Source organism: Pyxidicoccus sp. M15, from assembly GCF_056858435.1.
In genome coordinates, this window is sequence record NZ_CM166495.1 from 2,590,098 (window position 1) to 2,614,285 (window position 24,188).

Genomic DNA, 24,188 nt, shown 5'->3' on the forward strand with positions numbered 1-24,188 from the left:
GGGCGAAGGCGGTGCGGGCTCAGGGGCGCCGGGCTCCTCCGGCGCAGTCGTGCAGCGTCCACCTCTGGGGCTCCGGGATGCCGGTGGGGTTTGGAGGCGCGTCTCCCATCATGCGCGCTCCTCGGTTGCGCGGGAGGTCGCGCTCGGCGCGAGCCGCCAGCCCCTGGCGCGCTCCTGCTCCTGCCAGAGCGCTGCGTAGACGCCGCGCTTCGCGAGCAATTCCTCGTGCGTGCCTGACTCCGCGACGCGCCCCTTGTCGAGCACGACGATGCGGTGCGCCCGCCGCACGGTGCGCAGGCGATGGGCAATCACGACGACCGTCTTCTTCTTGACCAGCTCGTCGATGGCGCGCTGGATTTCGGCCTCCGCCGACGCATCGACCGAGGCGGTCGCCTCGTCGAGGAGCACGATGGGCGCGTCCTTGAGGATGGCACGCGCGATGGACAGGCGCTGGCGCTCGCCACCCGAGAGGGTTCCGCCTCCTTCGCCGAGGACGGTGTCATAGCCGTTCGGCAAGGCGGTGATGAAGTCGTGGGCGCGCGCGGCCTTCGCTGCACGCTCGACCTCCTCGCGTGAGGCGTCGGGCCGCCCGACACGGAGGTTCTCGAGGATGCTCCCGGAGAAGAGGACGACGTCCTGGAACACCATCGCGATGTGCTGGTGCAGCTCCTCGAACGGCAGGTCGCGGATGTCGACGCCGCCGATGCGGATGGCACCCGGGCGCGGGAGGTCCCACAGGCGCGCCACGAGGTGGACCAGCGTCGACTTGCCCGAGCCCGAGGCGCCGACGAGCGCGGTGAGCGAGCGCTCGGGAAACGTCACCGAGACACTGTCGAGCACGGCCTCATCTTCGTACGCGAAGGACACGGAGTCGACCTGCACGTCGAACGTCCGGGGCGGTGCCGCTCTCGCGGACGGCTCCGCCAGCGGCTTCTCCGCGAGCAGCCGGTCGACGCGGCCGAGCGCGCGCTGAGATGCTCGAAGCAGGAGCAGCGCCACACCGAGGTCCGCGACCTGGCGCACGACGCCCACCGTCACGACAAGGAAGACGAGCAGCACCCCGGGTTCAATCCACCCGCGCAGCGCCAGTGCGCTTCCTGCGTACGCCACCGCGACGAAGCTCACCTCGACGACGAAGCCGAACACGGCGAGCAGCGGGGAGGGGAGGACATCGGCGCGGATGAGGGCGTCACGCAGGCGCTCCATGGCCTTCACGAAGCGCTGGTAGACCTCACCGTGCCGGCCGAACGCGCGAAGCACGGCGATGCCCTGCACGTATTCGACGACACGCGCGCTCACGTCCGCCGAGGCTTCGAGCACGGCTTCAATCTCACGCACGAAGATGGGCGTGGTCGCGGCCATCACGAGGAGCGCCACCGGTAGGGCAGCGAGGACGACGAGCCCCAGGCGCAAATCGAGAAAGCAGAGGCCGAGGCCGACCAGCATCGGCAGGGCGAAGCTCGACGTGAAGATGCCGATGGTGTGCGACCACACGTCCTCGACGAGCGCGACGTCGGTGGTGAGCACGCCCGCCAGCTCGCCGCTCCTGCGCTGCGTGAAGAACCCCATCGGCAAGCGTCGCAGGTGGTCGGCGGTGCGGATGCGCGCCTGCCCCATGAGCGTGTGCGCGGCGATGAAGATGTTGGACATCGCCCCACCCGAGAACGCAAGGCGCAGCAGCACCGAGAGCACGATGCCACCGGTAATCCACCACGTCAGGCGCATCGACAGCCGGTGCTCGAGCGCTTCGCGAACGAAGAAGAGGACCAGGGCGTAGGGCGCGGCAATCATGAGCGCTTCGGCAAAGGCGAGGAGCAGACCGCGCCGGAGACGTGCGTCCTTCCGGCCAGCGAGCCGCTCGCCGAGCATGAAGATTTCCCCGAGCATCACGCCACCCCCTGCGCGACAGCGGGTGTGCCCGGTTCTCCCAGCGACCAGTCGAGTGCTTCGGTGTGGCTGCGCCAGAGACGTTGGTACAACGCGCAGCGCGCGAGCAGCTCTTCGTGCGTACCCTGGTCGTTCACGCGGCCTCCGTCGAGGACGACGATGTGGTCGGCGGTGGAAATCGTCGACAGCCGGTGCGCGACGACGAGCACCGTCCGCCCCGCGCACAGCGTGGAGAGGGCTTCCTGGATGCGCGCTTCGTTCTCGGGGTCGGCGAATGCCGTCGCCTCGTCGAGCAGCAGCACCGGCGCATCCTTGAGGAGCGCGCGCGCGATGGACAGACGCTGTTTCTCTCCCCCTGAGAGGCGTGCGCCGCGCTCACCGAGCAGCGTGTCGTACTTCCTGGGGAGCGCCTGGATGAAGTCGTATGCACGCGCGGCGCGACACGCGGCGTCGAGCTGCGCATCGGTGGCATCGGACCGGGCGAGTCGCAGGTTCTCGCGAATGGTGCCGTGAAAGAGGAACACGTCCTGGAACACCATCGAGACGTGCGAGAGCAGCTCGTCGAGCGGCAGCGCGCGCACGTCGACGCCGCCGAGCTCGACCGCGCCGTTCGTCGCCTCCCATAACCGGGGCACGAGGCGCACGAGCGTCGTCTTGCCCGCGCCCGAGGGGCCGACCAGCGCGGTGACCTTGCCCGCTGGCGCTTCGAAGGAGACATCGTGGAGGACCTCGGGTCCGCCGTCCTCGTAGCGGAAGCCGACGCCACGGAACGCGACGCCCTCATGCGCGGGCCGTGCGGCGCTCGCGGGAGTCTCGAGGTCCGGCGCGGCGAGGATGGCCTGGATGCGCGCGTTGCCCGCCTGGATGCGGTCGACGTTGCCCCATGCGAACATCAACCGCATCATCGACATGAGGAGCTGTGGCCCGAGCACGAGGAAGAGCACGAGCGACTCGAGCGGAAGCGTGCCACGCGTGTAGAGCCATCCGCCCATGGGCACGAGGACGACAAGGCTGGAGCCGATGAGCGCGCCGAACGCGCCGTAGCCGCGGCCGTTGGTGCGCATGAACCCCTCCATCCAGGCGAGCCCCTCTTCGATGGAGCGCGAGAGGTCGCCGAAGCGCTGCGCGGACAGGCCGAACGTCTTGATGACGTGGATGCCTCGCAGGTATTCGAGCAGCGAGCCGTTCATGCGGCTCTGGATTTCATTCCACTTCTCATGCGCCTTGCCGACGTCGCGCATGGCGACAGCCATTGCCGCGAAGGCGAGCGGCGCCATCACCAGGCTGGCGAGGGCCATGCGCCAGTCGACCCACAGGAGGGCAACGGCCGTCGCGAGCGGGACGACGAGCGCGGTGACCGCATCCGGGAAGTGATGCGCGACGAACGCCTCGATTTGATTCACGTCGTCCAGCAGCGTCTTCTTCAGCTCCCCGGCGCCGCGACGGCTGAAGAACGAGAGCGGGACGGCGCCGAGCTTCTTCGCGAGCCGCAGGCGCAGCTCATGAAGGATGCGGTACGCGGCGACGTGCGCCAGCATGTTGGCGGCGGCGACGAGGACGTAGCGCAACACGAGCGCGCCCGCGGCGACGAGCGCGAGCGAGCGAACCGCTCCGAGGTCCGGCGGCGTCGCGTAGAGAGAGGTGGCCATGCGCGCGACGACGAAGAACGGCACCAGCGCGAGGGCTGCCGCCAACGTCGACGCGAGCGCGGCTGTGGCGACGAGCGGCCCCTGGAACCCGAGGAGCGCCCCGAGGCCCTCGAGCGAGCGCTCCTCGGCCGGCGCGGCGGGGATGTCGGCACTCATTCCCGCCTCCCTCTGTAGGTGACGATGCGATTCAGTCGTGTGATGTGCCCGTGGCTCGGCCCTTCCGTCCATGCCGAGCCGGCCGACGCGCGCTGCGGGAAGCGTTCACCAGGTTCCATGCCACCGAGGAAACCCTTGGGACGGGTCCCGGGGATTGGATCTTTTTACCCGCGGACCGAGACGTGGTCGGTGCCCGCGATGCGCGCCGCGAGGTATTCGCGCGGGCTCGAGCTGGCGAACGACCTGAACTCGCGAAGGAAGTGGGCCTGGTCGAAGTAGCCGTGCTCGGCGGCCAACACGGCGCCACGCATGGCGCCCTGCTCGAGGTCGCGTAGCGCCGCTCGAAACCGTCGGACACGCCAGAACGTCTTCGGACTCAAGCCGACTTCCTCGCGGAACAGGGCCAGGAGGCGCTTCGGAGAGAGTCCCGTCCGTCGATTGACTTCAGCGACCGACGTGAGGTCGGGTTCCTCGAATGCGTCCAGCGCGGCACGAAGCGCGGGACTCGGCTCGAAGGGGCGGCGCAGCCGGCGCAGGAGGTACTCTTCCAGCAGCTGCACCCGCTCGAGCGGTGAGGGCGTCTCCATCAGCCGCTCGCGCAGCGAGCAGGCCGACGGGCCCCACAGCGCCTCCAGCGCGACGGTCTGCTCAGCGACCGCGTCGGCGGGCACGCCGAAGAAGGGGTGAGCGCCACCGGGCTTGAAGTGGACGCCGACGGTCGAGCCCATCGTGGTGCCGATGAGCAGCGGGCTGCTTCGAGCGCCGCACAGAATCGCGCCGGGCGCGTCGGCGGCCTCGGTCGTGTGCTCGCCGGAGTAGACGCGCACCGGGGTCTCACCGAGCTGGACGACGAGGGAGTGCGTGCCCGACGGCAGCACACGCTCTCGCGGCGCCTGCGCGACGTAGCTGCCGGAGACCCAGAAGTAGTCCACGAACGCGTCGAGAGGTGCCTTGGGGCGGTAGAAGGCGTGGGTCATGACGCGTGTTTGCAGCTCTGGCAGACGCGCATCATGCGAACCCTTCGCATGCTGCTCAAGGCCCGCCGCCGTGTTCGGCGCAACCTGGCGCACCTGGTTCGGAAATATGTCTTGACGGGTATATGCCCGGATGGGTATATATCTCGCGTGGAATCATCTTTCGCCATCATCGCCGAGCCCAACCGACGGGCCATCTTGAGCCTGCTGCTCTCGTCCGAGCGCTCCGTGGGAGAGCTCGAGCAAGAGCTTCAACTGTCGCAGCCGTCCGTCTCCAAGCACCTGCGAGTGCTGCGAGAGGCCGGGTTCGTGGAGTCACGAATCGAAGCGCAGCGGCGGCTCTATCGACTGAGACCGGAGCCGCTCATGGAGCTCGACGCCTGGCTCGTTCCCTTCCGGCGCTTCTGGTCGAAGCACATCGATGCGCTGGAGCAACACCTCGACAAGATGGATGAGGCGCCCCCTGTGAAAGGAAGGAAGAAACATGAGCAGCCGTGAGCAATACGCGCCAGGTGCCGCTGCTGGCGCCGAGGTTCGAAAAGAGGGAGAGAAGTGGACGCTCGTGCTCGTGCGCGACCTCCGCCACCCTCCTGAGAAGGTCTGGAAGGCGATCACGGAGCCCGAGCATCTGCGCGAGTGGGCTCCGTTCGATGCCGACCGGAACCTCGGCACCGTGGGCACCGCGAAGCTCTCGACAGTGGGGGCGCCGAAGCCTGTTGTCGCCGAGAGCCGGGTGAAGCGGGCCGACGCGCCCAGGGTGCTCGAGCTCAGCTGGGGGGAGCAGGACATGCGCTGGGAGCTGGAGCCGCAGGGAAGCGGCACCCGGCTCACGCTCTGGCACAACATCGAGCGCGGCTTCATCTCGTGGGGCGCCGCGGGCTGGCACATCTGCTTCGACGTTCTCGAGCGGTTCCTCGCGGGCGAGTCGATTGGGCGCATCGTCGGTGGCGACGCGGTGAAGTTCGACGGCTGGCAGCGATTGACCGCCGAGTACGCAAAGCAGTTCGGTGTTGAGCCCCCTGGTTGGTAGTCCACCGCCCCGAAGCGTTGAAGGAAGAACCCATGGAATCGACCCTGCAGAAGCCGGCCCTCGTCGCAGTCAGCACTCCCCCCAAGGCCATGGCCATCGGCTATTGGCTCATCACCGCGCTCTTCTGCCTGCAGATGGGCTTCACCGCCTACGCGCAGCTGAGCCTGCCGCAGGTGGCGGAGGTGTTCACGCACCTTGGCTTCCCCGACTACTTCCGGGTGGAGCTCTCGTGGGCCAAGTTCCTCGGCGTGGTGCTGCTGCTCGCGCCGGTGCCGGCGCGGCTGAAGGAGTGGGCCTACGCTGGCTTCGCCATCAACATCGGCTCGGCGCTCATCGCCCACTTCGCGGTGAAGGCGGGTCCGGAGGTGTGGAGCTGGGCGGCGGGCACCGGCGTGCTCTGGGGGCTCTCGTACGTCCTCTGGCGGCGCCTGCAGGCCACGCCGGCGAGCGCCTGACCGCGCACTGCACCTTCGCAGCCGTTCGGAGCTGAAATCAGTTGCGAGAGTTGGAGCTGTCCATGAAGAAGCCCGCCGCGGTGGAATCTGCGTCTGTGTTGATTGACGAGAAGATCAAGGAGCTTGGGGACTGGCGCGGAAAGACGCTCGCGAAAGTGCGCGCAATCATCCACAAGGCAGACCCTGACATCGTCGAAGAGTGGAAGTGGATGGGGACTCCCGTCTGGTCTCACGACGGCATCGTCTGCACGGGAGAGACGTACAAGAACCACGTCAAGCTGACCTTTCTCAAGGGCGCTGCGTTGAAGGACCCTTCAGGTCTGTTCAACTCCAGCCTCGACGGGAATGTCAGGCGCGCCATCGACATCCACGAAGGCGACAAGGTCGATGAGGCGGCCTTGAAGGCGCTCATCCAGGCCGCGGTGGTGCTCAATCTCAAGGGCAAGAGCAAGCCGAAGTCCCGGCGAGCGACCAGCAAGCGGGCCGACTAGCTTCAGCCCAGGTACCGGCCAGCGCGCCTCCCATGGGAGGCGCGCTTCCAGTTCCCCAGCGTCGACGATGGTGTGGACCGCAGCTCCGCCCGGAGAGCCAAAACCGAGCTCAGCTCCCCGACGGTGCCGTAGCGGCCAGGGCCTCGGTGGCGGGGATGCTCCTGGCTCCTCCCCGGCGGTGCTCGCGCCGGTACGCCCCCGGGGTGCTCCCTCCCCAGCGTTTGAAGGCCCGATTGAACGAGGCCTCGCTCTGGTAGCCGATGACCGCTGCGAGCTCGCTCAACGGAGTCTCGCTCTCGCGAAGGAGCTGGGCGGCCTTCGTCATCCGCCACCGCGCGAGGTACTCCAAGGGGGGCTTCCCGACGAGCGCGGTGAAGCGGGCGGCGAAGCCGGAGCGTGAGAGGGCGACGGCGGATGCGAGGCTCTCGACGGTCCAGGGAGCGGCGGGGCCCTCGTGGATGAGCGAGAGGGCCTTTCCAATCCATGCGTCGCTGCTCCGGACCCCTCGCGTCTGTCAGGGCGCGAGAAACGGCAGCAGCTCTCCGGTCTTCTGCCACATCGACGACGGATAGGCCTGCGCCGAGGTGAAGCCCTTGTTCGTGAAGAAGTACTCGTAGGTCGACTGGTACGTCGCCTTCCAGCCGTAGCCGGGGTGGTCGGATTCGCTCCACTCCGTCTTCGGGATGCCCATCGCCTGGAGCGCCGTGCCGAGCCACTGGTTGTAGAGGAGGCCTGCCCACAGGGAGTTGCCCTCGCTGCCCGTGCTCGAGTCGCCGCTCACCTTGCGCGTGATGTTCCGGTAGTCGCAGAAGCTGCCCGTCTTGAGGGCGCCCCCCGCGCTTCCGGCGGTCACCACCGGGACGGAGAACGAGAAGTGTGGCGTGTTGCCGTTCTCCTGTCCCCACGCAATCAGCGAGTCATCCAGCAGCGTTCCGCCCGCGCCGTTCGAGAACCGCTCGAAGCGGGAGACGAGGTCGAGGAACACTTGCGAGAAGAAGACCTGGTTGAACTGGACGACCAGGTCCTGGTTCGCCCCGGCCACGGTCGCCGGATGAACGACGTTGTTGTGCCAGTCTTCACCCTGTGGCGCGCGGGGGGTGAAAGTCAGGTTCTGGTTGTTCTCGTCGATGTGGATGGTGGCAATGCGACAGGCGCCGCAGTTCATCGCCACCGCGAGCACCTCGTTGACGAGCCGGAAGTATTCGACGTTCTTCGCGGGGTCTCCCGCGAAGGAACCCGAGTTCTTGAGTGACAGGTTGTCGGTGGTGGGCCGCGACGGCACCTGGCAGCCGGCGTTGGTCGTCCCCAGCCGGCGTTGCAGCTCGGCGACTGCGTCGATGTGCTGGTCCAGTCGCGTCTTGTCCTCGGACGAGAGCCGACCGCTGCCGTTGCGCAGTCGCCGGTAGCTTTCGAGAATCCTGTCCACCACCGGTGCCCGGGTTGAGCCGGAGCTGCTGGTGCCGGCCAGCAAGGTGTCGAACAGGGCGAGCGAGCTCTCGGTGCCGCTGATAGAGCTCGAAGCGATTCCGGAGGAACGAACCCCGGGGGTGCTGTACCCCCAGCTGCCGCTCGCGGTGCCCGAGGCGGCGATGGCGACGCTTCGCTTCCGGACGGAGGCGACGCTCGGGTAGAAGGCCGGAGAGTAGGCCATCACCTGGTCGATGGTCGCCCGAGGCGAGCCGGGCCGCTGCTTGTCGAAGTCGTAGTAGCCCAGCGCGGCGCCGAAGTTGTGACCCATGTACAGGGGGAAGTCGAGGCCCCGCAGGATGTTCATCTTCGAGACGAGGGTGGGCGTGAGCACCGCCGACCTCGCGGTCAGCACCCGGCTGATGACCGCATCACCGCTCGCGTTGACCGTCGCGGCCAACTCTCCCCGCCGGACGTCGTGGTCCGCGTAGAACAGGGACTGCGTCAGCGCCGGGTCCGCCGGCCACATGTTCGCGCCAAAGATGGCGCCATGGGGTGTGCGGAAATGCACGAAGCACTTCGGGCGCTGAGCCGTCTGGGCTTTCGCTTCGCCGGGGCTCAAGAGCGATGGGAGCAGCGGCAAGGCCAGCACGGCTCCGCCCGCGCCGCGCAGAAACATGCGGCGGTCCACTTGGAAGACAGGTGTCCTGCTCACTGGAAGCTCCTCTGCTTGAACGTGGGGTGTGTGGCGACTGCCTTCAGCATGTCGGCCATGGGCGCGCCGCTGCGCGCGACCGTCTCCATCTCCGAGAGCAGGCAGCCATCCCGCTCGGTGGACTCCACGCGGGCGTGCGAGAAGCGGAAGTAGTGCCGCGCGACGCAGGACTCGAAGAGCTGGCTGTCATCGAGCATCTTCGTGAGCTCGGCGGCGTTGGAGACGACTCGCCACTCGGCGTCGTAGACCCGCATCTCCGCCACGGTGTCCACCGAGGGTGCGGCGGTCACGTGGCCCTGCGGGTCGAACAGCTGCTCCACGCCGCGCTCTCGCCCGAGCGCATCGAACCCTTCCAGCACGAAGCCCGGCGGATTGATGGTGTGGTTATGACATCCACCACAGCTGCCTCCAGAGGTGAGCTGGGTCACCACCTGTCGCGTCGTCATGGTGTCGGTCGGCTTGGGGGGCCTGTCGCTGGCGTTGGGCGGTGGGGCTCCGACCTGCTGGCAGAGCAGTGCGTTTCGCACCAGGTACCCCTTGTGGATGGGACGCGTCGACGCGGTTCCCGTGGCCAGCAACGCAGCGCGTGTCAGCAGCCCGCTGCGGTTCTGGGAAGGGATGACCGGCGCCGGACCGGAGCCACTCCAGACGGGCACACCGTAGACGGAGGCCAGGAATGGGTCCGCCGTGTAGGACCTCCGGTCGTGGAGGAAGTCGCTCACCGAGCCACCCGCCACGACGGTCTGCCAGGCAGAGAGCTGGACGTCTTCGAACATCGCGGTGCGTGCGGCGTCCGTGGGCATCTCCGCCCCGACGAAGGCCTGGTAGACCGGGTCGTTCCGGAGCGCCACCAGCGACGGCAGCTCCTCGAGCCGCAGCCACTCGCTGACGAACTCGTGCAGCGAGCTTCGCAGCTGGGGGCTTTGCATCATCCGGTTGAGCTCGGCAGTGAAGCCGCTCGCAGTCAGGAGCGAGCCATTGTCCGCCGCGGCCCAGAGCGCGTCGTCTGGAGGCGCTTGCCAGAATTGATAGGACAGCCTCGAGGCCAGCTCGAACGCGGAGAGCGGGCTCACCGACTGGCTGGCGTTCGTTCCATGCTCGACCCGGTAGAGGAACCAGGGCGAGTTCAGGAGCGTGGTGATGACGTCGGCCACCGCCGCCCTGTCCACCGGAGTGGCCCCGGCGATGTCAGCGAAGGCGGTGACCTCCGCCGCCGGCAGTGGATAGCGCAGGACGCGGGAGCCCCATCCGCGGATGAAGGTCTCCAGGCAGGCCCGGTCGTTGCCAGTCTGGCTGTCGCTCGCGCAGCTGCCCAGGAGGACGTTGCGGCGCGCGTCGCTGCTGGTGAGCTCCTGGGCCACTGCTTTCCCCAGGTCGTACATGACGTCGACCTGGGACTGCTGGATGGATTGGTCCATCCGGCTGTAGCCGCCCTTCAAGTCACCGGGCGCGGGTGTGCGCTGGTCCGTGGGGTACCGGGCGAGGGTGGGCGTCAGCTTCGCCCAGATGGCGTCCGCCTCGTTCGGCAGCGCACGGGCAATGGCGAAGCGAAGCGAGTTCGCCAGCTGCGTCCGGGACAGCCTGGGCAATGGCAGGTCCGCGGGGACGGCGTTCGCGTCGCAGGAGAACTGCGCCGGTGCAGGGGGCATGGGCACGGACGAAGCCGGCGGAGCGGAATCGTCTCCGTCGTCGGCGGGGTCGTCTCCGCCGGGACTGATTAGCTCGGCGCTGCCAGTGCAGGCGACCGCGCCAGCGCAAAGAAGGAGGAGGCTCACGTAGCGTGGAAACGTCATGCCCCCAGCTACGCGCGCGGCCGAAAAAACTTTCCTCCCCGTGAGGGCATGCCGCGGGGAGTGCACGGGCGGCCGGCGCTGGCTGTGGTCCACGGTCGACGGTACTCTCGCCGTCACCGCATGACCGCTCTGCTCAGCGCGCTCTCCCTCGTCTTCCTGGCCCAGGCCCCGGCGGTGTCCGTTTCCTTCGACCTCCGCCCCCTGTCCGACCAGGACTATCGGCGGTGGGGGGGCGTGGAGCTGGAGCGAAAGGTGGCGATCCGGTTGATACAGGAGGGCTTCGCGGTCGTCTCTCCGGAGAGCCCGGCGCAGCTTCGACTGCGCGCAAGCCGCGCTCCAGAAGGACTGCGGCTGGAGGCCGTCGGGCCGCGGCAACGGGCCGAGCAGCGCGTTCGAGCGGGACGGGGTTCGCTCGCGGAGCTTCATCTGGAGATCGCCCAGAAGCTCTCCGAGATGACGCGGGCGCTGACGCCCGAGCCGGAGCCGCCCCCGTCCGTGCCACAGCGTCCCGAGCCCGTGCCCCAGCGTCCCGAGTCTGCGCTCCAGCCTCCCGTGGCGGTGGCTTCCGCCCCACGGAGCTCCGAGCTGGACCTGAGCCTGGGTCTGGGTTCGCTCTGGCGTGGACCCGCGGTCGACCCACACCTCCTGCTCTCCATCAGGCGCGGCCTGGGGGCGTTCGGCCTCGAGGCGGAGGCGGGGCTCGGGGGGACTCGCGGCGCAGCGCTGACCGTGTTCGAGGTGCAAGGTGGCACCTTCGTCAGTCATCGACTCTCCTTGGCGGAGCGCCTTCAGCTCGAGCCCGGCGCGGGCGCGGGCCTCGTCCTCCACACCTTCCAGCTCGCGGACCCCTGGGCGTCGGCCCAGGGGGGGACGCAGCTGTCTCCCGCGGGCTGGGCCCGGATGAAGCTCCGGTGGAGATTCACCGAGCGCCTCGCGGCGGAGTTGCGCGTGGCCCTGGGCCTGCTGAGGCCCGTGAGCCATGTGAGCGAGGGCGGAACGCTGTGGTCGCGGGGAGGACTGAGGCTCGAAACCGGAGCCAACCTCTCCTGGTGGCCGTAACTTCCGAGGAAAGTTTCTCCGGCTTCAGTCGTAGGTCCCAGGTGAAGGATGTCGCGCGTTCCCCACTCCAAGGCCCCGCCCGCCCTGCCTGCCCGACCTGTGTCGTTCGATACGCTCTATGAGGAGCACTCCGAGGCTGTCTTCTTCTGGGCCAGGCGGTATGCGGCCGGCCGCTCGGGCTGGGCCGAAGACGTCACCCACGAGGTCTTCCTCAAAGCCTGGGAGCACCGGGCCTGGCTGCGCGAGGAGGACGTGAGGGGCTGGCTGTTTCGCGTCACGCAGAACGTGGCGCTCTCCACCTTGCGGCGCGAGAACACGTTTCGACGGCGCCTCGCCGCCCTCCTGTTTTCGCCGCAGCACCCGGAGACGGAGCCCACGCCCGAGGCGGCCCTCGAGCGGAGAGAGGCGGTGCGCAGCGCCACGGCGGCGCTGGACCGCTTGCCGGGGCAGGAGCGGGTGGTGATGGCCTTGAAGCTGCTGGATGACCTGAGCCAGCGCGAAATTGCCCAGCTCCTCTCGCTGTCAGAGGGCTACGTGTCGAAGTTGATCAGCCGAGCCGAGGGCCGTCTGTCGGCCTGGGGATGGAAGGTGGACGATGGAGCCCCGTGACTTCCGTGCCGAGCTCCGGCGTGAAGACCAGCTCCGCCGCGAGCAGGGGATGTCCCCGGCCGCACGGGCCCGGCTGTGGTCGCGGCTGCGGGACGCACGCGAGTCGAAGCCGGCATGGCACAGACGTCCTGCGTGGTGGATGCTCGCCGCGCCGGCAGCGGCGCTGGCCCTCGCGGTGTTCTTCTGGAGCGCTCCGTCCGCACGCTCGCTGGGGGGGCTCGAGCTCGCGCAGGCCACTCCCGACCTGAAGGTGCGGGAAGACGCCGCGGGTGTGGAGATCCAGCTGGGTGAGGCCGCCCTGGTGGACGCGGCCCGAGGCCTCACCCTCCGAAACCTGGGGCCGCTCGCCGTTCGTCGTGAACCGTCGGGGGTGCGACTGGTCCGCGGCCGCGCGGAGTTCTCGGTGAAGCGCCGAAAGCCGGGTGCAGCACCCGCTGTCGTGCTCGTGTCAGGCGGGGCCATCGAGGTCATGGGCACGCGCTTCACGGTGGAGGAGCGGGAAGGAGGTGGCGCGGTCACCCTGCACGAAGGCGCCATTGTCTTCCGCGGGCTCATGGGTGAGGTGGTCCAGCTGCGGGTGGGGCAGACGTTGGAGTGGCCGGTGGCCGAGCCAGCGTCTCCCGAGCCAGCGCCGCCCCAGCCACTGGCGCCGTCCAGCCCGGAGGCCGCTTCCTCCCGCCCCCCCGCCGCGGCGGCCCGTGCCCCGAGCGTGGAGGAAGTCTTGCGAGAGCTGGAGGTCCTTCGCGGTCGGCACGAGTTCGAGCAAGCGGTGCGGCACCTCGAGGCGGCGATGCGCAAGCAGCCAGCGGCGACGCGGGAGCGCCTCAGCTTCGAGCTGGGCTCGTTGCTCACGTACCAGCTCAAAGACGCGCAGCGCGCCTGCGCGCATTGGGCCCGGCACGAACGACAGTTCCGGCGTGGGCGCTATGCGGAGGCGGTCCAGCGTGCCCGTGGAACACTGTCCTGTCAGGCCGGCGAACGCGAGACAGAGCGATGAGCCTGGGGCGCTGGAGCATGCTGTCGCTGGTCGCGGCGCTCACCGCCTGCGAGCCTGCCATCATCGACCATTCCCCCACCTCCAATCTGCTCGACGCCGAGACTGCTTCCCTCGAGACCGGGCTCGGACAGTGGACCGCGTGGTTCTCGGTGACCGTTTCGAGAGCGCCCACCGCTGCGAGAGACGGCGAAGCGGGCATGCGCGTGGAGGTGACCGAGCCGTACGGTTGGGGCGTCAACCTCGACAACTGGCCGGGGTTTGCCGCATCCCCGGGGAGGCACCGCGCTTCGTTCTGGGCGCGCGGGACGCCGGAAGCCTCACTGGTCGCCCAGATGCGGGTCAGCTGGCGTGATGCGAGCGGCCGGGAGCTGCAGTCGGAGGTGCTCTCCAGCCCGGTGCTTTCCGCTGAGTGGGTTCAGACCGCTCGCGAGCTGACGGCCCCGGCCGGAACGGAACGGGTGGGGGTGGATGTGACTGGCACCGAGGGCGCCCCAGGCGATGTCATCGAGCTGGATGTGCTGGTCGTGCAGGCATTGAGCGCGCCTTGAGCGAGGACGTGCTGCACCTCGCTGACCGCTGGAGCGTGAGTTGCGAGGGCCTCGTCCCCAGCTCCTCGAAGGTGCCGTAGCGGCCAGGGCTTCCCGCAAGCCTCAACCCGGTGGACACCTCCACCTTCTTCACCGGCGAGGAGAAGGGCTACACGGACTACCCGACGCTGCGCTGAGCCTGAGGTGAGCTCGAAGCCCGGGCCGCGCCCGGCAGCGCTCAGGCGATTGCAGCCGGGCCGGTGGGAGCAGCACGGGCGGCAGGGCCGGGTCCACCTGGAGGAACGTGCGCCCGTTCGCCTCGAAGGTGGAGACCCCCTCGGTCGTGCTCAGCCGGTGGTGCGTGTCCTCCCTACCGGTGGGGCCGAGGTCGGAGGAGAGGCGCTCAGCGTCAGCCACGGGTGACGAGGATATCCAGCCGGATGTCACATCCCGCGGGCGCCCGGTGTCTCCATGTCGGCGAAACCCGATACGGACACCAGGAGAAGACATGACCTCGACCAGGATTCCCCCGAAGGAGATCACCGGACTCTACGGCGCGATGGTGAAGAAGTTCGCCGGCAGGATGTTCGGTCAGGTCCCCGAGTCGCTCGGCGTGATGTGGCACCACCTGCCGGTGCTCAAGGCCAGCATGGGCTTCGGGCAGAAGCTCCAGAAGTGGGACCAGTGCGACGAGAGCCTGAAGTCGTACGCGCACATGGCGGTGGCGTCGCTGGTGGGCTGCTCGTGGTGCCTGGACTTCAACTACTTCATGGCCCACAACCATGGGTTGGACGTGGACAAGGCGCGGGAGATTCCCCGGTGGCGGGAGTCGAACGTCTTCACCTCGCTAGAGCGGGAGGTGCTGGAGTATGCCGAGGCGATGAGCCAGACGCCCCCTACGGTGACCGATGAGATGGTCGCGAGCCTGAGGAAGCAGCTCGGTCCCGCGGCGCTCATCGAGCTCACCACCGTGATTGGGTTCGCCAACCTGACGACCCGCTCCAACACCGCCCTGGGCATCGAGTCGGAGGGCTTCGCCGCCTCGTGCGGGCTGAAGCCGATGGCCCAGCCGAGCACCCGGCTGGCGGGAGCGTCCGCGTCATGACGGCCTCGATGCGCCCGACGTCGCCGGGAGGTGCGCCTCCCGGCGACGGGGCTTCCTCGCCCGACGCGGCCCGCGCTCCGCACGAGCCGCCAGGCGCGGAGGACCCCTTCGTCTCCCACCGCAGCCTGCTCTTCACGGTCGCGTACGAGATGCTCGGCTCCGCGGCCGACGCCGAGGACGTCGTGCAGGAGACCTGGCTGCGGTGGGCGGACCTCGGTGACGCAGGTCGAGCCGAGGTGCGCGACCCGCGCGTCTACCTGGTCCGCATCGTCACCCGGCAGGCCCTCAACCGGCTGCGCACGCTCGCCCGCCGCAAGGAGGAGTACGTCGGCGAGTGGCTTCCAGAGCCGCTGCTCACCAGCCCCGACGTCGCCAAGGACGTCGAGCTCGCGGAGAGCGTCTCGATTGCGATGCTCACCGTGCTGGAGACCCTCACCCCGGCCGAGCGGGCGGTGTTCGTGCTCCGGGAGGTCTTCGACATGCCGTACGAGGAGATCGCCCCGGCGCTGGACAAGACGCCAGCCGCCGTCCGGCAGATCGCCCACCGGGCGCGGGAGCACGTGGCCGCACGCCGGCCCCGGATGCAGGTCGACCGGGCGGAGCAGCAGGCCGTCCTGGAGCGGTTCCTGGCCGCGGTCAAGTCCGGCGACCTGCAGGGCCTGCTCGACGTGCTCGCCCCCGACGTGGTGCTGGTCGCGGATGGCGGCGGCCTGGCGACGGCGGCCCGGCGGCCGGTTGTCGGCGGCGCTCGCGTGGCCGGGTTCCTGTCCCGCTTCCCCACGCTCGCGCCTGGCGCTCGGATTGCGACCGTGTGGATCAACGGCGCGCCTGCGCTCCGGATCGACGCCGCCGGCGACTTCGACACTGCGGTCAGCGTCGTCGTCGAGAGCGGCCGTATCACCCGGATCTATGCCATGCGCAACCCGCACAAGATGGCCCGGCTCGACGAGCAGGTGACGCTGAGCCGGTAGCGGACATGGGGTGGCTGCGCACCGGCAAGCCACCTCCGCCGGCTTGTCGAACGCGAAGTCCTCGGAGCGCTCGAACGAGGTGGCGGGCACCTCGGGGCGCACGACGTCCCACACGCGCGCGCCATCCGCGCGCGGCAGGGCCGGCGTCGTTCAATCGTCGCGTCTGCCCGTCTCCGCGCACTAGCAATTGAAGGTGTCGGCGAGCGCCGAGATGTGCCGCTCGTCGGTGCCACAACATCCACCGAGCACGCGTGTGCCGAGTTCCGCGTAGACGCGGGCCATCTCCCGCGCGAAGGCGCAAGGGGACTCGCTGTCCAGCTCCGCTCGCCCGTCGAGCTCCTCGGGCGAGAGGCGGGAGGTGTTGGCCTGCAGGCCCACCACCCGCGCGCCGAGGGAGGGCGAGGCTGCCAGTTGTCGCGACAGGCCCTCGCGGAAGACAGAGGGGTGGACGCAATTCACCATGTACGCGGTTGGGCGCGCGTCGGGCAGTGCGTCGATGTGCGCCACGGCCTCGCCCAGCGGGGTACCGTCAAGCAGCGTTCCGGTGGGACGGAGGACGAAGCTCAGCAGGAACGGCGCCCCGGTGCGTGCCATCGCCAGGGCGAGACCCTCGGCTTCCGAGAGGGCCGGCAGCGCCTGGGCCATGAGGAAGTCCACGCCAGCGCGCGCGAGCGCCTCCACGTGCGGCGCGTGGAAGGTCGCCGCCTCCCCGCGCGGGAGCGCATCCGCGGGCTTGTAGGCGTCCCCGCGCGGCCCCACGAGGCCGCCGATGAAGACACGCTCCCCCCGGTCGCCCACCTCGTCGCGCAGGCCCGAGAGCAGCCCCACCGCCTCGCCGAAGATGTCCCGGCCGGCGAGGCCCGCGCGTGCGAGCCGCTCCGCGTTCGCGCGCCAGGTGGGCGTGAGGAGCAGGGTGGGGAGGCCATGGCGCAGGCCGATGTCGCGGTAGTCGCGGTAGATGCCGGCGAGCGCCTCGCGTCCCTGTGCAGTGAGGAGGAGGCCCGCATTGGCCACATGCGGGTCCAGCAATCCCGCGGGGTGGCGGCGCAGGCGCTCCACGACGGAGCCTTCGGCGAGCAGCCGTGGCGCCTCGCGCAGGGTGCGAAGGAACGGTGCGTATCTCGCCAGGCCACCCATCAGCGCATCCCCGTCATCGTCAGCACGCTCCGGAACTTCACCTCGCCGGACTTCATCCGAGCGAAGGCCTCGCCCGCGCGCTCGAGCGGCATTGTCTCGATGCGCGGACGTACGTCAGCGAGGACGCTGAAGTCGAGCGTCTTCTCGTTCTCGAAGGGAGTTCCGGTGAGGGTCCCCCGCACCACGCGCTCGCCGACCACAAGTGCGCCAGGCGAGACGCTCAGCGGAGCCTTTCCGGCGCCCACGACGAGGAAGGTGCCCTGCGGGGCCAGGGCAGGCAGGAGCGCGGACGCAGCGGCGCTGTCCGAAAGAGTCGTCATGATGACCTGGGCGCCTCCCAGTTCCTGCAACCGGGTGACGGCATCCTCCTGGGCTGCGTTGACGTAGACGTGCGCCCCCAGGCCCAGGACGTCCTGCGCGATGTCCTCACCGCGGCCAATGGCCACTACCTTGAAGCCCATCTTGCGCGCATACTGGAGGGCGAGATGCCCAAGGCCGCCGATGCCCTGGATGGCGACGACGTCCCCGGCCTGCGCCCCCGACTTCTTGAGGGCGTTGAAGGTCGCAATCCCCGCGCACAGCAGGGGCGCCGCCTCCGCGGAATCGAGCGCGTCCGGGATGGCCACGAGGCCGGTGTTTCGCACGAGCATCATCTCGGCATAGCCGCCGTCGTGTGAAGTGCCGACGAAGGGCTGGTCTCCGCAGAGCTGGAACTGTCCGCGGCGGCACTGCTCGCAGGTGGTGCAGTGGCCTCCGAGCCGGCCCACACCGACGAGCTGGCCCACCTTCCAGAGTGCGGGCGTTCCTGGGCCCACGGCCGCAATCCGCCCGACGACCTCGTGCCCGGGGACGCGCGGGAACTGCTTCCCGTCGATGGTGCTGGCGTCAGCGCCGCAGATGCCGCACGCCTCGACTCGCAGCAGCACCTCCCCCGTCCCGGGCTCCGGCGTCTCGCGCTCGAGCAGTTCGAGCACCCCGGGCCGCGTCGCGACCATGGCGCGGTACGTCCTCGGCTTCGACGAATTCGTGGTCATGGTTGCTCGTGCGGTGACGCGACCCACCGGTACTGCTCGGGCGTGACGGCGGCGCGTTGGGAGAAGTCCGAATGGAGGAGCATGGGGGCAGGAGCGGGCGGGCCAGGGGTTCAGCTGTACTTGTTGCGTCCAGCCATGACGCCACCGTCGACGTCCCAGACGGCGCCGGTGACCCACGCGGTCTCGTTCGACAGCAGGTGGGCGATGGTCTGCGCGACGTCCTCCGCACGACCCACGCGGCCGATGGGATGAAACGCGTTGAAGCCCTGGAGCGCGCCGTGGACCTGCTCCTTGGGGATGAAGCCCTCGTAGATGGGCGTCTCGACGACGGCGGGCGAGACGGCGTTGACGCGGATGCCGTGGCTGGCCAGCTCCATCGCCAGGTGCTGCGTGAGCGAGTGGAGCCCCGCCTTGGCCATCGAATAGGCCGAGGACGGCGTGGCCTGGATGGCCTGCCTGGCCCACATCGAGCCGATGTTGACGATGGCGCCGCCCTTGCCCCGCGCAACCATGGACTTCGCGACGGCCTGCGTGATGAAGAAGGTGGCCTTGTTGAGGTCGAGGTACAGGTCGTAGTCGCGCTCCTCGTGCTCCAGGAACGCCTTGGGCAGGAAGACGCCCGCCGCGTTCACCAGCAGCGTCGCGTCGGCGTGGTCCTTCTGCAGCCGGGCCACCAGGGCCTGTCTCTCCGCGCCGGAGGCGATGTCCGCGCGCAGTCCCTCGACGGGGCCGGACGCAGACAGTTCCCCGACGGCGGCCTGGACCTTGTCTTCTCGATGCCCGATGACGACGGCTTGCCCGCCCCCCTCGAGGACGATTCGAGCCACGGCCTTCCCCATTCCGCTGGTGCCCCCTACGACGATGAGCTTCTGATGGGTGAATCGCGCATTCATTTGAGAGGTGCTCCCTTGCTGGCAATGGGTGAGTGTCGGGCCGCTGCGGTCGGCGGCGGCCCGACACGGAAGGCGTCACTCCGTCTTGATGTCCGTGCGAGGTGAAAGAACAACTATCCATCGAGGGGTTGCCTCGACGTAGGCTCCACTCCGAGCCAAGGTCGGCGCGTCAGGCGCTTCCCATAGCGGAGCGACGAAGGATTCATGCTCCCGGGGTCTTGTCGCAGCAACCGAGATGTTCTTGGCGTCCAGTAAAGGAAATCTTGACCGGCCATGAATGTGCCCGAACACCTCAACGCCCTGCGCGCCTTCGAGGCGAGTGCCAGGCACGAGAGCTTCTCTGCCGCGGCCGCCGAGCTTCATGTGACTCCGGCGGCGGTCGGACAACTTGTGCGAGTCCTCGAGGAGGCGCTCGGCACGCCGCTCTTCCATCGGGGCACGAGTGGGCGCAAGCGGCTGGTCCTCACCGAAGCGGCTCAGCGGGCGCTGCCGGACATCCGCGCGGGGTTCGAGCGGCTGAGCGTCGGAGTCGCGAGGCTGAAGGAAGGCGCACCGGTCGGGGTGCTGACGGTGACGGTGAGCCCCGCCTTCGCGGCCAAGTGGCTACTCCCGCGCCTGGAGCGTTTCCAATCCGCATGGCCAGAGCTGGACGTCCGGCTCGATGCGTCCATCGACCTGCTCGACTTCGCCGCGCGCGGTGTGGATATCGGCGTGCGCTACGGAGCGGGAGACTGGCCCGGGTTGGTCTCGGAGAAGCTTCTCGACGAAGAGGTCTATCCCGTCTGTTCCCCTGCGCTCCTCCGGCAGGGCCGCCGTCTGCGTCGGCCCTCGGACCTGGGCGGCCTGCGACTCATCCACGACCGCTCCGTGGATTCTCGGGCGGGATTCGCCACGTGGGATGCCTGGCTTGAAAAGGCGGGAGCAAAGGACGTCGAGACGAAGCGAGGACTCCGTATCAACAACTCCGCTGCGGTACTTCAGGCCGCAATCGACGGGCAGGGCGTGGCGCTGGCGCGCAGCATCATGGCGCATGACGACCTCGCGGCGGGCCGGCTGGTGCGCCTGTTCCCCGAGGTCGAGTTCCCTTCCAGACTCGCCTACTACGTCGTCTACCGACCCGAGTGCGCCACGCTCGCGAAGCTGGTGGCGTTTCGTGAATGGCTCGTTCGCGAGGCGTCCGAGCGCCAGGCCCTCCCAGACGGATTCAGGTAGTGCGGGGAGGTGAGGCGGACAGCCACTTGCCCCATGTCGAGGTACCTGAGCGCGGGCCTGTCGTAGCGAGTGCCGACGGCCCGGCGCGATGTCCTGATATGGCCTGGTCGCATGGTCGGAACGGGCGTCCGCTGTGCCGGGCTCTTCCCCCAGGTGCTCCCAAGTCTTCGCCCGCGGCCATCCCTCATGCCGCTGAATCCTTTGTCCTCCTTCAAGGCACCCACCCGGCCATAGCTCTTCCCTGGCGCACCGAACAGGCTGGTGGAACCCCTGTTCGGTCCCTTCCGCGCGCTGGCCTTCCAGCAGCTACGGCGCAGCGAGCAGCGCTTCCAAGCGCCGCGCGTAGAACCCACGCGAGCGCTCCCCGCTGACGGCCGCCACCACCACGCCCTCTCGGTTGACGAAGACGGTGGCGGGCACGGTGGAGATGCGCAGCGGGGCCAGGACTTCCCCCTTCGCCGTGGCCACGGTCATGTGCACCCCCAACTCGGCCGCAGTCTGGCGGTTTTTCGCCTCGCTGGGATTGAGCGAGAGCGCGAGGAAGCCGACGCCGCGCGCCTCGTACTCACTCCTCAGGGCTTCGAGCTCGGGCAACTCCCGGGCGCAGGAGTGTCAGCCTGGGGCCCACACGTTGATGACCCAGGGACGGCCTAGCAGTGCCTCCCGGTCGATGCGCTCGCCCTCCAGCGTTTCGGCCCGCAGGGTCTCCGGCACCGGCGTGCCGGGGCGGTCATAGCGGTCACACGCGCCCTGCACCAGGGCGAGCGCGAGGAGGAGCGGGAAGCAAAGGAGACGGCGCATGGGCTTCTATATGCGTACGGAAGCACGCCCGCGCATCTTCTTTCCGTGAGGGAGTTCCGGCGGCTGCGGTGTCCCGGAAGGACGCCTCAGCCGCCCACGAAAAGCTCCACGCATGCACCGTGTCCCTGGCTGCTGCGACATGCGCCTCCGCCGGCTCTGTCCAAACCCGGGCAGGCTGGGCAAGGGGACAGGTCAGCCACGAAATCGCTCGTAGACATGGGCGGCAACACCCACCAGCAGGAAGACTAGGGCAGCGATGTCCGCCATGAAAACGCGCGCGAGCTGGGCGTTGTATCCACCCACGGACCGGGCCAGCCAGAGAAAGGAGATGACGCTGACAAAGCCGGCGGTGAATGCCGTGGTTTGCAGCGAAGGTTGAAACGCCGCAAAGACCAGGAAGAGTCCAAGAAGGCCGAAGAGCACCGCGCGATGGCGCATGAGAATCGCCAGATTGGGCTCTGCGAAGGAGAGGCCGTAGAGCGCGGCGAGCCGTTCGCTCCCAAGAACACCAGGCAGTGGCAGCAGGTGAATGATGCCCACGAACACAAGCATCGTCGATACGACGTGGCGCATACGGACTCCAGCAGGGGGCACGCGGTGGGGCGCCACCTCTCATACCGTCGGCACTGTACCTCCATCAATGACGTACTCGGTGCCGGTGATGGAGCCCGCCCTCGGCGACACGAGGAACGCGATGAGGTCGGCGACCTCTCGGGGCCTGGCGGGGCGGCCGAGCGGGATGCCGCCGAGCGACTTCATGATGAGCTGTTTGCCACCTTCGTAGTCGGTGCCGGCCTGCTCGGCGAGGCGCTCGGCCAGGTGCACCGAGGCTTCTGTTTCCACCCAGCCCGGCGAGACGCGGACCACCCGCACGCCCTTGGGCGCCACCTCTTTCGAGAGCGACTTGCTGTAGGTCGACAGCGCCGCCTTCGCCGCGGCATACGCCGTCGTTGATTCTGGCAGGGGCAGCTCGCGTTGGATGGACGTGACGTGCACGATGACGCCCGCACCTTGCGCCAGCATCGACGGCAAGAGCGCCCGGTCGAGCCGAACCGCGGGCATCAGGTTCATATTGAGCTCCTTCTGCCACTCGTCCTCGCCGAGCGCAGCGAAGCCACCTCCGGGCGCGCTCGAGCCGCCGAGCACATGCACCAGGATGTCGATACCGCCGAGGTGCGCGAGCGCGTCGCGCGCCACCAACGCGCCGCCTTCGACAGTGGTGACGTCGGCCGCGACGTAGTGCACACCCGGCGTGTCGCTGGGAACGGTCCGTGCGGTTGCGACAACCTTGACGCCGGCCTCGACGAGGGCCGTGACGACCGCCGCGCCGACCCCCTTCGTGCCTCCTGTGACAAGCGCGCGGCGGTTTTTCAGTTCGAGATCGAAACTCACGGTGCAATCTCCAATCGGGTGATGAGTCCACCCGCGAGGGTGAAGCGGAAGCGGAGCGCAATGGGGCTCCCTGGGAAGTTGCCCGTCACGTTCGCACGCACCGTGGTGCAGGAGCCGTCGAACTCCGCCGCGAGCAGCTCTGTCGTGAACTTGTACTTGCCGTGCGCGGCAGCGTTCCACGCTTCGATGGCAGCGCGCCCGCGGTGCTCGTGGCGCTCGTCCACGACGAGGGCATCCTCGGTGAAACACCGGGCCACGACAGCAGGGCTGGTCGTCTCGTGTGCGAAGTATCTGGTGATCGGCGCGGGCAGGTCCGGGGGCGGATTGGGCGTTGTTTGCATGCCCATCATGTAGTGAGTACGGTTCTGTTCCGCAAGAACACACAAAAAAGTGGGGTACTTACTTCTGGGTAAGCATGAACACCATACGCCAGCGACGGCTGCCAGCGGCATCGAGGAGGCCATCCAGATGCTGGAGGGCCGCTGGAAGCTGGTCATCCTCTTCCACCTGTTCGGTGGGCAGAAGCTCCGGTTCTCGGAACTGGAGCGCGCAATCCCAGCCATTACGCAGAAGATGCTCATCCAGCAGCTTCGGCAGCTCGAGCAGGACGGCATCGTCGCTCGCATCGTTCACGCGCAGGTGCCGCCCAAGGTCGAGTACCACCTGACCGAGTGGGGGCAGTCGCTCTGCCCGGCGCTCGACGAACTCCTGACGTGGGCTGAGAAGCGGCCAACGCCGAAGCGTCAGCGACGGCCGGCAAGAGTGTGATGAGAAACCCGGCGAACGACCCCATGAACCGACAAGTAAAGGGAGTCAGGCATGAGCTCGTATGCGGAAGTACTGGAGGACCTGGAAGCGTTCGGCATCGAGTCGTGCCACGTCCGCAACAAGGACATGATCGCCTTCACCGCCCAGAACTGGGAAGAGGACGATTCGCTCGAACCTCGTCCCACGGCCATCTTCTTTCACTTCCCCCACCGCAAGAAAGCCGACCAATGGGCCGTGCGCGGGTGGCACGAGACGACCGGCATCCACGGCTGCGTTCCCCGCCAGCCGGCCGACCGCTGGCTCTTCATCGCGGACCCGGGCGAGGTGTACGTGCTCGGCGACGGCGATGACGACGACGAGAAATCCATCACCCGCAGGAAGCCGGCGTTCTTCACGTCGGTTCGCTGCATCGCGGGCGGGTTCGCCTATGCGGTCGGCGTCGGCCGCGAGGTCTACCGCCGCACCGCACCCGACAAGTGGCAGCGCCTGACCACCGACGCCCTGACGAAGCCGCTGAAGGGGAATCTCGAGAACGCCGGCTTCGACGACATCGACGGTTTTTCCGACGACGATCTCTACGCCTGCGGCCCGCGGGGCAACCTCTGGCATTTCGACGGCAAGCGCTGGACGCAGGTAGAGGTGCCGACCGACGCCAACTTCGAGAAGATCGTCTGCGCCTTCGACGGGCAGGTCTACCTCACGACCGACCGGCACGACGTGTGGGTCGGGCGCAACCGCCAGTGGAAGCCGATACGTATCAAGCTCGGCGGCGACGAGTTCTTCCAGGAGATCGTCAGCCACCAGGAGTTCGTCATCGTGTCGACGGACGAGGCGCTGTACGAGGTCTCGACCGGGAAGGCCCGGCCGCTGCCGATCGGCCAGCCGCCGATGAGCAACTTCGCGCACGTTGCCTCGGCCGACGGCCTCCTGGTGGTGGCCGGCGTCGACGAAGCCTTCTCCCACGACGGCTCGGCTTGGAAGAAGATCTTCCAGTTGTGAGTCTCCATGTGACGACAGCACTACAACCAGGTTCGGCCCCATTCGAGCCTTGGCTACCTCACCCCCGGCGGTGCTCGCGCCGGTACGCCCCCGGGGCGCTCCCTCCCCAGCGTTTGAATGCCCGATT

The 24,188-nt window shown here is 68.6% G+C and carries 26 protein-coding genes and 1 pseudogene; 14 read left to right on the plus strand and 13 right to left on the minus strand.

The features are described 5' to 3' along the window. Positions 1 to 108 precede the first annotated feature (108 nt). The 3 genes from ACX9TP_RS10410 to ACX9TP_RS10420 form a co-directional block, all read right to left on the minus strand. Entirely contained in the window at positions 109 to 1,887 is a 1,779-nt protein-coding gene (locus ACX9TP_RS10410) for an ABC transporter ATP-binding protein (RefSeq protein WP_482979571.1), read from the minus strand. Continuing rightward, on the minus strand, positions 1,887 to 3,764 hold the full coding sequence (locus tag ACX9TP_RS10415) for an ABC transporter ATP-binding protein (RefSeq protein WP_482979572.1): 1,878 nt from the start codon (positions 3,762 to 3,764) through the stop codon (positions 1,887 to 1,889). Before ACX9TP_RS10415 ends, ACX9TP_RS10410 begins: the two co-directional genes overlap by 1 nt. A gap of 92 nt (positions 3,765 to 3,856) precedes the next feature. Next, a complete protein-coding gene (locus ACX9TP_RS10420) occupies positions 3,857 to 4,762 on the minus strand; it encodes a DUF6597 domain-containing transcriptional factor (protein ID WP_482979573.1) in 906 nt (301 codons plus the stop codon). A gap of 54 nt (positions 4,763 to 4,816) precedes the next feature. Between ACX9TP_RS10420 and ACX9TP_RS10425 the strand changes: the two genes are divergently transcribed. From ACX9TP_RS10425 to ACX9TP_RS10440, 4 genes are all read left to right on the plus strand, one after another. Beyond that, a complete protein-coding gene (locus ACX9TP_RS10425) occupies positions 4,817 to 5,164 on the plus strand; it encodes an ArsR/SmtB family transcription factor (protein WP_482979574.1) in 348 nt (115 codons plus the stop codon). Next, positions 5,151 to 5,696, plus strand: a complete 546-nt coding sequence (locus ACX9TP_RS10430; protein WP_482979575.1) for an SRPBCC family protein — start codon at positions 5,151 to 5,153, stop codon at positions 5,694 to 5,696. The genes ACX9TP_RS10425 and ACX9TP_RS10430 overlap by 14 nt, the downstream gene beginning before the upstream one ends. A 32-nt stretch (positions 5,697 to 5,728) precedes the next feature. Further along, positions 5,729 to 6,151 (plus strand): DoxX family protein, encoded by a 423-nt coding sequence (locus tag ACX9TP_RS10435; protein WP_482979576.1) that lies wholly within the window; start codon positions 5,729 to 5,731, stop codon positions 6,149 to 6,151. A gap of 62 nt (positions 6,152 to 6,213) precedes the next feature. Next, entirely contained in the window at positions 6,214 to 6,642 is a 429-nt protein-coding gene (locus tag ACX9TP_RS10440; RefSeq protein ID WP_482979577.1) for a DUF1801 domain-containing protein, read from the plus strand. 109 nt (positions 6,643 to 6,751) lie between these two features. Here ACX9TP_RS10440 and ACX9TP_RS10445 read toward each other — a convergent pair whose 3' ends face one another. The 3 genes from ACX9TP_RS10445 to ACX9TP_RS10455 form a co-directional block, all read right to left on the minus strand. Then, positions 6,752 to 7,123 carry a helix-turn-helix transcriptional regulator gene (locus ACX9TP_RS10445; protein WP_482982144.1) on the minus strand — a complete coding sequence of 124 codons (372 nt, stop codon included), beginning with the start codon at positions 7,121 to 7,123 and terminating at the stop codon, positions 6,752 to 6,754. Positions 7,124 to 7,156: 33 nt separating this feature from the next. Then, positions 7,157 to 8,620 carry a DUF1552 domain-containing protein gene (locus tag ACX9TP_RS10450; RefSeq protein WP_482979578.1) on the minus strand — a complete coding sequence of 488 codons (1,464 nt, stop codon included), beginning with the start codon at positions 8,618 to 8,620 and terminating at the stop codon, positions 7,157 to 7,159. Positions 8,621 to 8,760: 140 nt separating this feature from the next. Beyond that, on the minus strand, positions 8,761 to 10,557 hold the full coding sequence (locus tag ACX9TP_RS10455) for a DUF1592 domain-containing protein (RefSeq protein ID WP_482979579.1): 1,797 nt from the start codon (positions 10,555 to 10,557) through the stop codon (positions 8,761 to 8,763). Between the two features lie 120 nt (positions 10,558 to 10,677). Here ACX9TP_RS10455 and ACX9TP_RS10460 point away from each other — a divergent pair, with 120 nt between their 5' ends. From ACX9TP_RS10460 to ACX9TP_RS10485, 6 genes are all read left to right on the plus strand, one after another. Further along, complete coding sequence (locus tag ACX9TP_RS10460; RefSeq protein ID WP_482979580.1) at positions 10,678 to 11,616, plus strand: hypothetical protein; 939 nt, start codon at positions 10,678 to 10,680, stop codon at positions 11,614 to 11,616. 48 nt (positions 11,617 to 11,664) lie between these two features. Further along, the gene (locus tag ACX9TP_RS10465) at positions 11,665 to 12,225 is read left to right on the plus strand and encodes an RNA polymerase sigma factor (protein WP_482979581.1); all 561 of its coding nucleotides are present in this window, start codon (positions 11,665 to 11,667) and stop codon (positions 12,223 to 12,225) included. Further along, positions 12,212 to 13,222 (plus strand): FecR domain-containing protein, encoded by a 1,011-nt coding sequence (locus tag ACX9TP_RS10470; RefSeq protein WP_482979582.1) that lies wholly within the window; start codon positions 12,212 to 12,214, stop codon positions 13,220 to 13,222. The genes ACX9TP_RS10465 and ACX9TP_RS10470 overlap by 14 nt, the downstream gene beginning before the upstream one ends. A gap of 17 nt (positions 13,223 to 13,239) precedes the next feature. Continuing rightward, positions 13,240 to 13,770: a hypothetical protein gene (locus tag ACX9TP_RS10475; RefSeq protein WP_482979583.1), complete on the plus strand. Its 531-nt coding sequence runs from the start codon at positions 13,240 to 13,242 to the stop codon at positions 13,768 to 13,770. Between the two features lie 487 nt (positions 13,771 to 14,257). Continuing rightward, positions 14,258 to 14,854, plus strand: a complete 597-nt coding sequence (locus ACX9TP_RS10480) for a carboxymuconolactone decarboxylase family protein (protein WP_482979584.1) — start codon at positions 14,258 to 14,260, stop codon at positions 14,852 to 14,854. Then, on the plus strand, positions 14,851 to 15,825 hold the full coding sequence (locus ACX9TP_RS10485; RefSeq protein ID WP_482979585.1) for an RNA polymerase sigma-70 factor: 975 nt from the start codon (positions 14,851 to 14,853) through the stop codon (positions 15,823 to 15,825). The genes ACX9TP_RS10480 and ACX9TP_RS10485 overlap by 4 nt, the downstream gene beginning before the upstream one ends. A gap of 180 nt (positions 15,826 to 16,005) precedes the next feature. Here the strand turns inward: ACX9TP_RS10485 and ACX9TP_RS10490 are convergent, their stop codons facing one another. From ACX9TP_RS10490 to ACX9TP_RS10500, 3 genes are all read right to left on the minus strand, one after another. Further along, positions 16,006 to 16,962, minus strand: coding sequence for a homocysteine S-methyltransferase family protein (locus ACX9TP_RS10490; protein WP_482979586.1), 957 nt, complete (start codon positions 16,960 to 16,962; stop codon positions 16,006 to 16,008). Further along, positions 16,962 to 17,996: an alcohol dehydrogenase catalytic domain-containing protein gene (locus ACX9TP_RS10495; RefSeq protein WP_482979587.1), complete on the minus strand. Its 1,035-nt coding sequence runs from the start codon at positions 17,994 to 17,996 to the stop codon at positions 16,962 to 16,964. Before ACX9TP_RS10495 ends, ACX9TP_RS10490 begins: the two co-directional genes overlap by 1 nt. Positions 17,997 to 18,106: 110 nt before the next feature. Continuing rightward, on the minus strand, positions 18,107 to 18,889 hold the full coding sequence (locus ACX9TP_RS10500) for an SDR family NAD(P)-dependent oxidoreductase (RefSeq protein ID WP_482979588.1): 783 nt from the start codon (positions 18,887 to 18,889) through the stop codon (positions 18,107 to 18,109). A gap of 273 nt (positions 18,890 to 19,162) precedes the next feature. Between ACX9TP_RS10500 and gcvA the strand changes: the two genes are divergently transcribed. After that, complete coding sequence (gene gcvA / locus ACX9TP_RS10505; protein WP_482979589.1) at positions 19,163 to 20,101, plus strand: transcriptional regulator GcvA; 939 nt, start codon at positions 19,163 to 19,165, stop codon at positions 20,099 to 20,101. A gap of 306 nt (positions 20,102 to 20,407) precedes the next feature. Here gcvA and ACX9TP_RS10510 read toward each other — a convergent pair whose 3' ends face one another. The 4 genes from ACX9TP_RS10510 to ACX9TP_RS10525 all read right to left on the minus strand — a co-directional run bounded on the left by ACX9TP_RS10510 (position 20,408) and on the right by ACX9TP_RS10525 (position 22,635). Further along, positions 20,408 to 20,902 carry a TlpA family protein disulfide reductase gene (locus ACX9TP_RS10510; RefSeq protein WP_482979590.1) on the minus strand — a complete coding sequence of 165 codons (495 nt, stop codon included), beginning with the start codon at positions 20,900 to 20,902 and terminating at the stop codon, positions 20,408 to 20,410. Positions 20,903 to 21,094: 192 nt separating this feature from the next. Then, positions 21,095 to 21,475 (minus strand): phosphopantetheine adenylyltransferase, encoded by a 381-nt coding sequence (locus ACX9TP_RS10515; RefSeq protein ID WP_482979591.1) that lies wholly within the window; start codon positions 21,473 to 21,475, stop codon positions 21,095 to 21,097. Positions 21,476 to 21,514: 39 nt separating this feature from the next. Then, a complete protein-coding gene (locus tag ACX9TP_RS10520) occupies positions 21,515 to 22,294 on the minus strand; it encodes an SDR family oxidoreductase (RefSeq protein ID WP_482979592.1) in 780 nt (259 codons plus the stop codon). Further along, positions 22,291 to 22,635 (minus strand): nuclear transport factor 2 family protein, encoded by a 345-nt coding sequence (locus ACX9TP_RS10525; protein ID WP_482979593.1) that lies wholly within the window; start codon positions 22,633 to 22,635, stop codon positions 22,291 to 22,293. The genes ACX9TP_RS10520 and ACX9TP_RS10525 overlap by 4 nt, the downstream gene beginning before the upstream one ends. Positions 22,636 to 22,762: 127 nt before the next feature. On the opposite strand from ACX9TP_RS10525, the gene ACX9TP_RS10530 reads away from it, so the two are divergent. From ACX9TP_RS10530 to ACX9TP_RS10540, 3 genes and pseudogenes are all read left to right on the plus strand, one after another. Then, positions 22,763 to 23,062 carry a winged helix-turn-helix transcriptional regulator gene (locus tag ACX9TP_RS10530; protein WP_482979594.1) on the plus strand — a complete coding sequence of 100 codons (300 nt, stop codon included), beginning with the start codon at positions 22,763 to 22,765 and terminating at the stop codon, positions 23,060 to 23,062. A 51-nt stretch (positions 23,063 to 23,113) separates the two neighbouring features. Then, a complete protein-coding gene (locus ACX9TP_RS10535; RefSeq protein ID WP_482979595.1) occupies positions 23,114 to 24,061 on the plus strand; it encodes a hypothetical protein in 948 nt (315 codons plus the stop codon). A gap of 12 nt (positions 24,062 to 24,073) precedes the next feature. Next, positions 24,074 to 24,167, plus strand: a pseudogene (locus tag ACX9TP_RS10540) (integrase core domain-containing protein); the annotation flags it as partial. Between the last annotated feature and the right edge of the window lie 21 nt (positions 24,168 to 24,188).

Bases quoted from the DNA above. Each gene is read 5' to 3' on its own strand.
- ACX9TP_RS10495 (WP_482979587.1), bottom strand. From the start codon at position 17,996: ATGACCACGAATTCGTCGAAGCCGAGGACGTACCGCGCCATGGTCGCG.
- ACX9TP_RS10530 (WP_482979594.1), top strand. From the start codon at position 22,763: ATGCTGGAGGGCCGCTGGAAGCTGGTCATCCTCTTCCACCTGTTCGGT.
- ACX9TP_RS10465 (WP_482979581.1), top strand. From the start codon at position 11,665: ATGTCGCGCGTTCCCCACTCCAAGGCCCCGCCCGCCCTGCCTGCCCGA.
- ACX9TP_RS10535 (WP_482979595.1), top strand. From the start codon at position 23,114: ATGAGCTCGTATGCGGAAGTACTGGAGGACCTGGAAGCGTTCGGCATC.
- ACX9TP_RS10500 (WP_482979588.1), bottom strand. From the start codon at position 18,889: ATGAATGCGCGATTCACCCATCAGAAGCTCATCGTCGTAGGGGGCACC.
- ACX9TP_RS10410 (WP_482979571.1), bottom strand. From the start codon at position 1,887: ATGCTCGGGGAAATCTTCATGCTCGGCGAGCGGCTCGCTGGCCGGAAG.
- ACX9TP_RS10490 (WP_482979586.1), bottom strand. From the start codon at position 16,962: ATGGGTGGCCTGGCGAGATACGCACCGTTCCTTCGCACCCTGCGCGAG.
- ACX9TP_RS10485 (WP_482979585.1), top strand. From the start codon at position 14,851: ATGACGGCCTCGATGCGCCCGACGTCGCCGGGAGGTGCGCCTCCCGGC.
- ACX9TP_RS10475 (WP_482979583.1), top strand. From the start codon at position 13,240: ATGCTGTCGCTGGTCGCGGCGCTCACCGCCTGCGAGCCTGCCATCATC.
- ACX9TP_RS10440 (WP_482979577.1), top strand. From the start codon at position 6,214: ATGAAGAAGCCCGCCGCGGTGGAATCTGCGTCTGTGTTGATTGACGAG.
- ACX9TP_RS10480 (WP_482979584.1), top strand. From the start codon at position 14,258: ATGACCTCGACCAGGATTCCCCCGAAGGAGATCACCGGACTCTACGGC.
- ACX9TP_RS10455 (WP_482979579.1), bottom strand. From the start codon at position 10,557: ATGACGTTTCCACGCTACGTGAGCCTCCTCCTTCTTTGCGCTGGCGCG.
- ACX9TP_RS10435 (WP_482979576.1), top strand. From the start codon at position 5,729: ATGGAATCGACCCTGCAGAAGCCGGCCCTCGTCGCAGTCAGCACTCCC.
- ACX9TP_RS10415 (WP_482979572.1), bottom strand. From the start codon at position 3,764: ATGGACGGAAGGGCCGAGCCACGGGCACATCACACGACTGAATCGCAT.
- ACX9TP_RS10525 (WP_482979593.1), bottom strand. From the start codon at position 22,635: ATGCAAACAACGCCCAATCCGCCCCCGGACCTGCCCGCGCCGATCACC.
- gcvA (WP_482979589.1), top strand. From the start codon at position 19,163: ATGAATGTGCCCGAACACCTCAACGCCCTGCGCGCCTTCGAGGCGAGT.
- ACX9TP_RS10430 (WP_482979575.1), top strand. From the start codon at position 5,151: ATGAGCAGCCGTGAGCAATACGCGCCAGGTGCCGCTGCTGGCGCCGAG.
- ACX9TP_RS10470 (WP_482979582.1), top strand. From the start codon at position 12,212: ATGGAGCCCCGTGACTTCCGTGCCGAGCTCCGGCGTGAAGACCAGCTC.
- ACX9TP_RS10460 (WP_482979580.1), top strand. From the start codon at position 10,678: ATGACCGCTCTGCTCAGCGCGCTCTCCCTCGTCTTCCTGGCCCAGGCC.
- ACX9TP_RS10515 (WP_482979591.1), bottom strand. From the start codon at position 21,475: ATGCGCCACGTCGTATCGACGATGCTTGTGTTCGTGGGCATCATTCAC.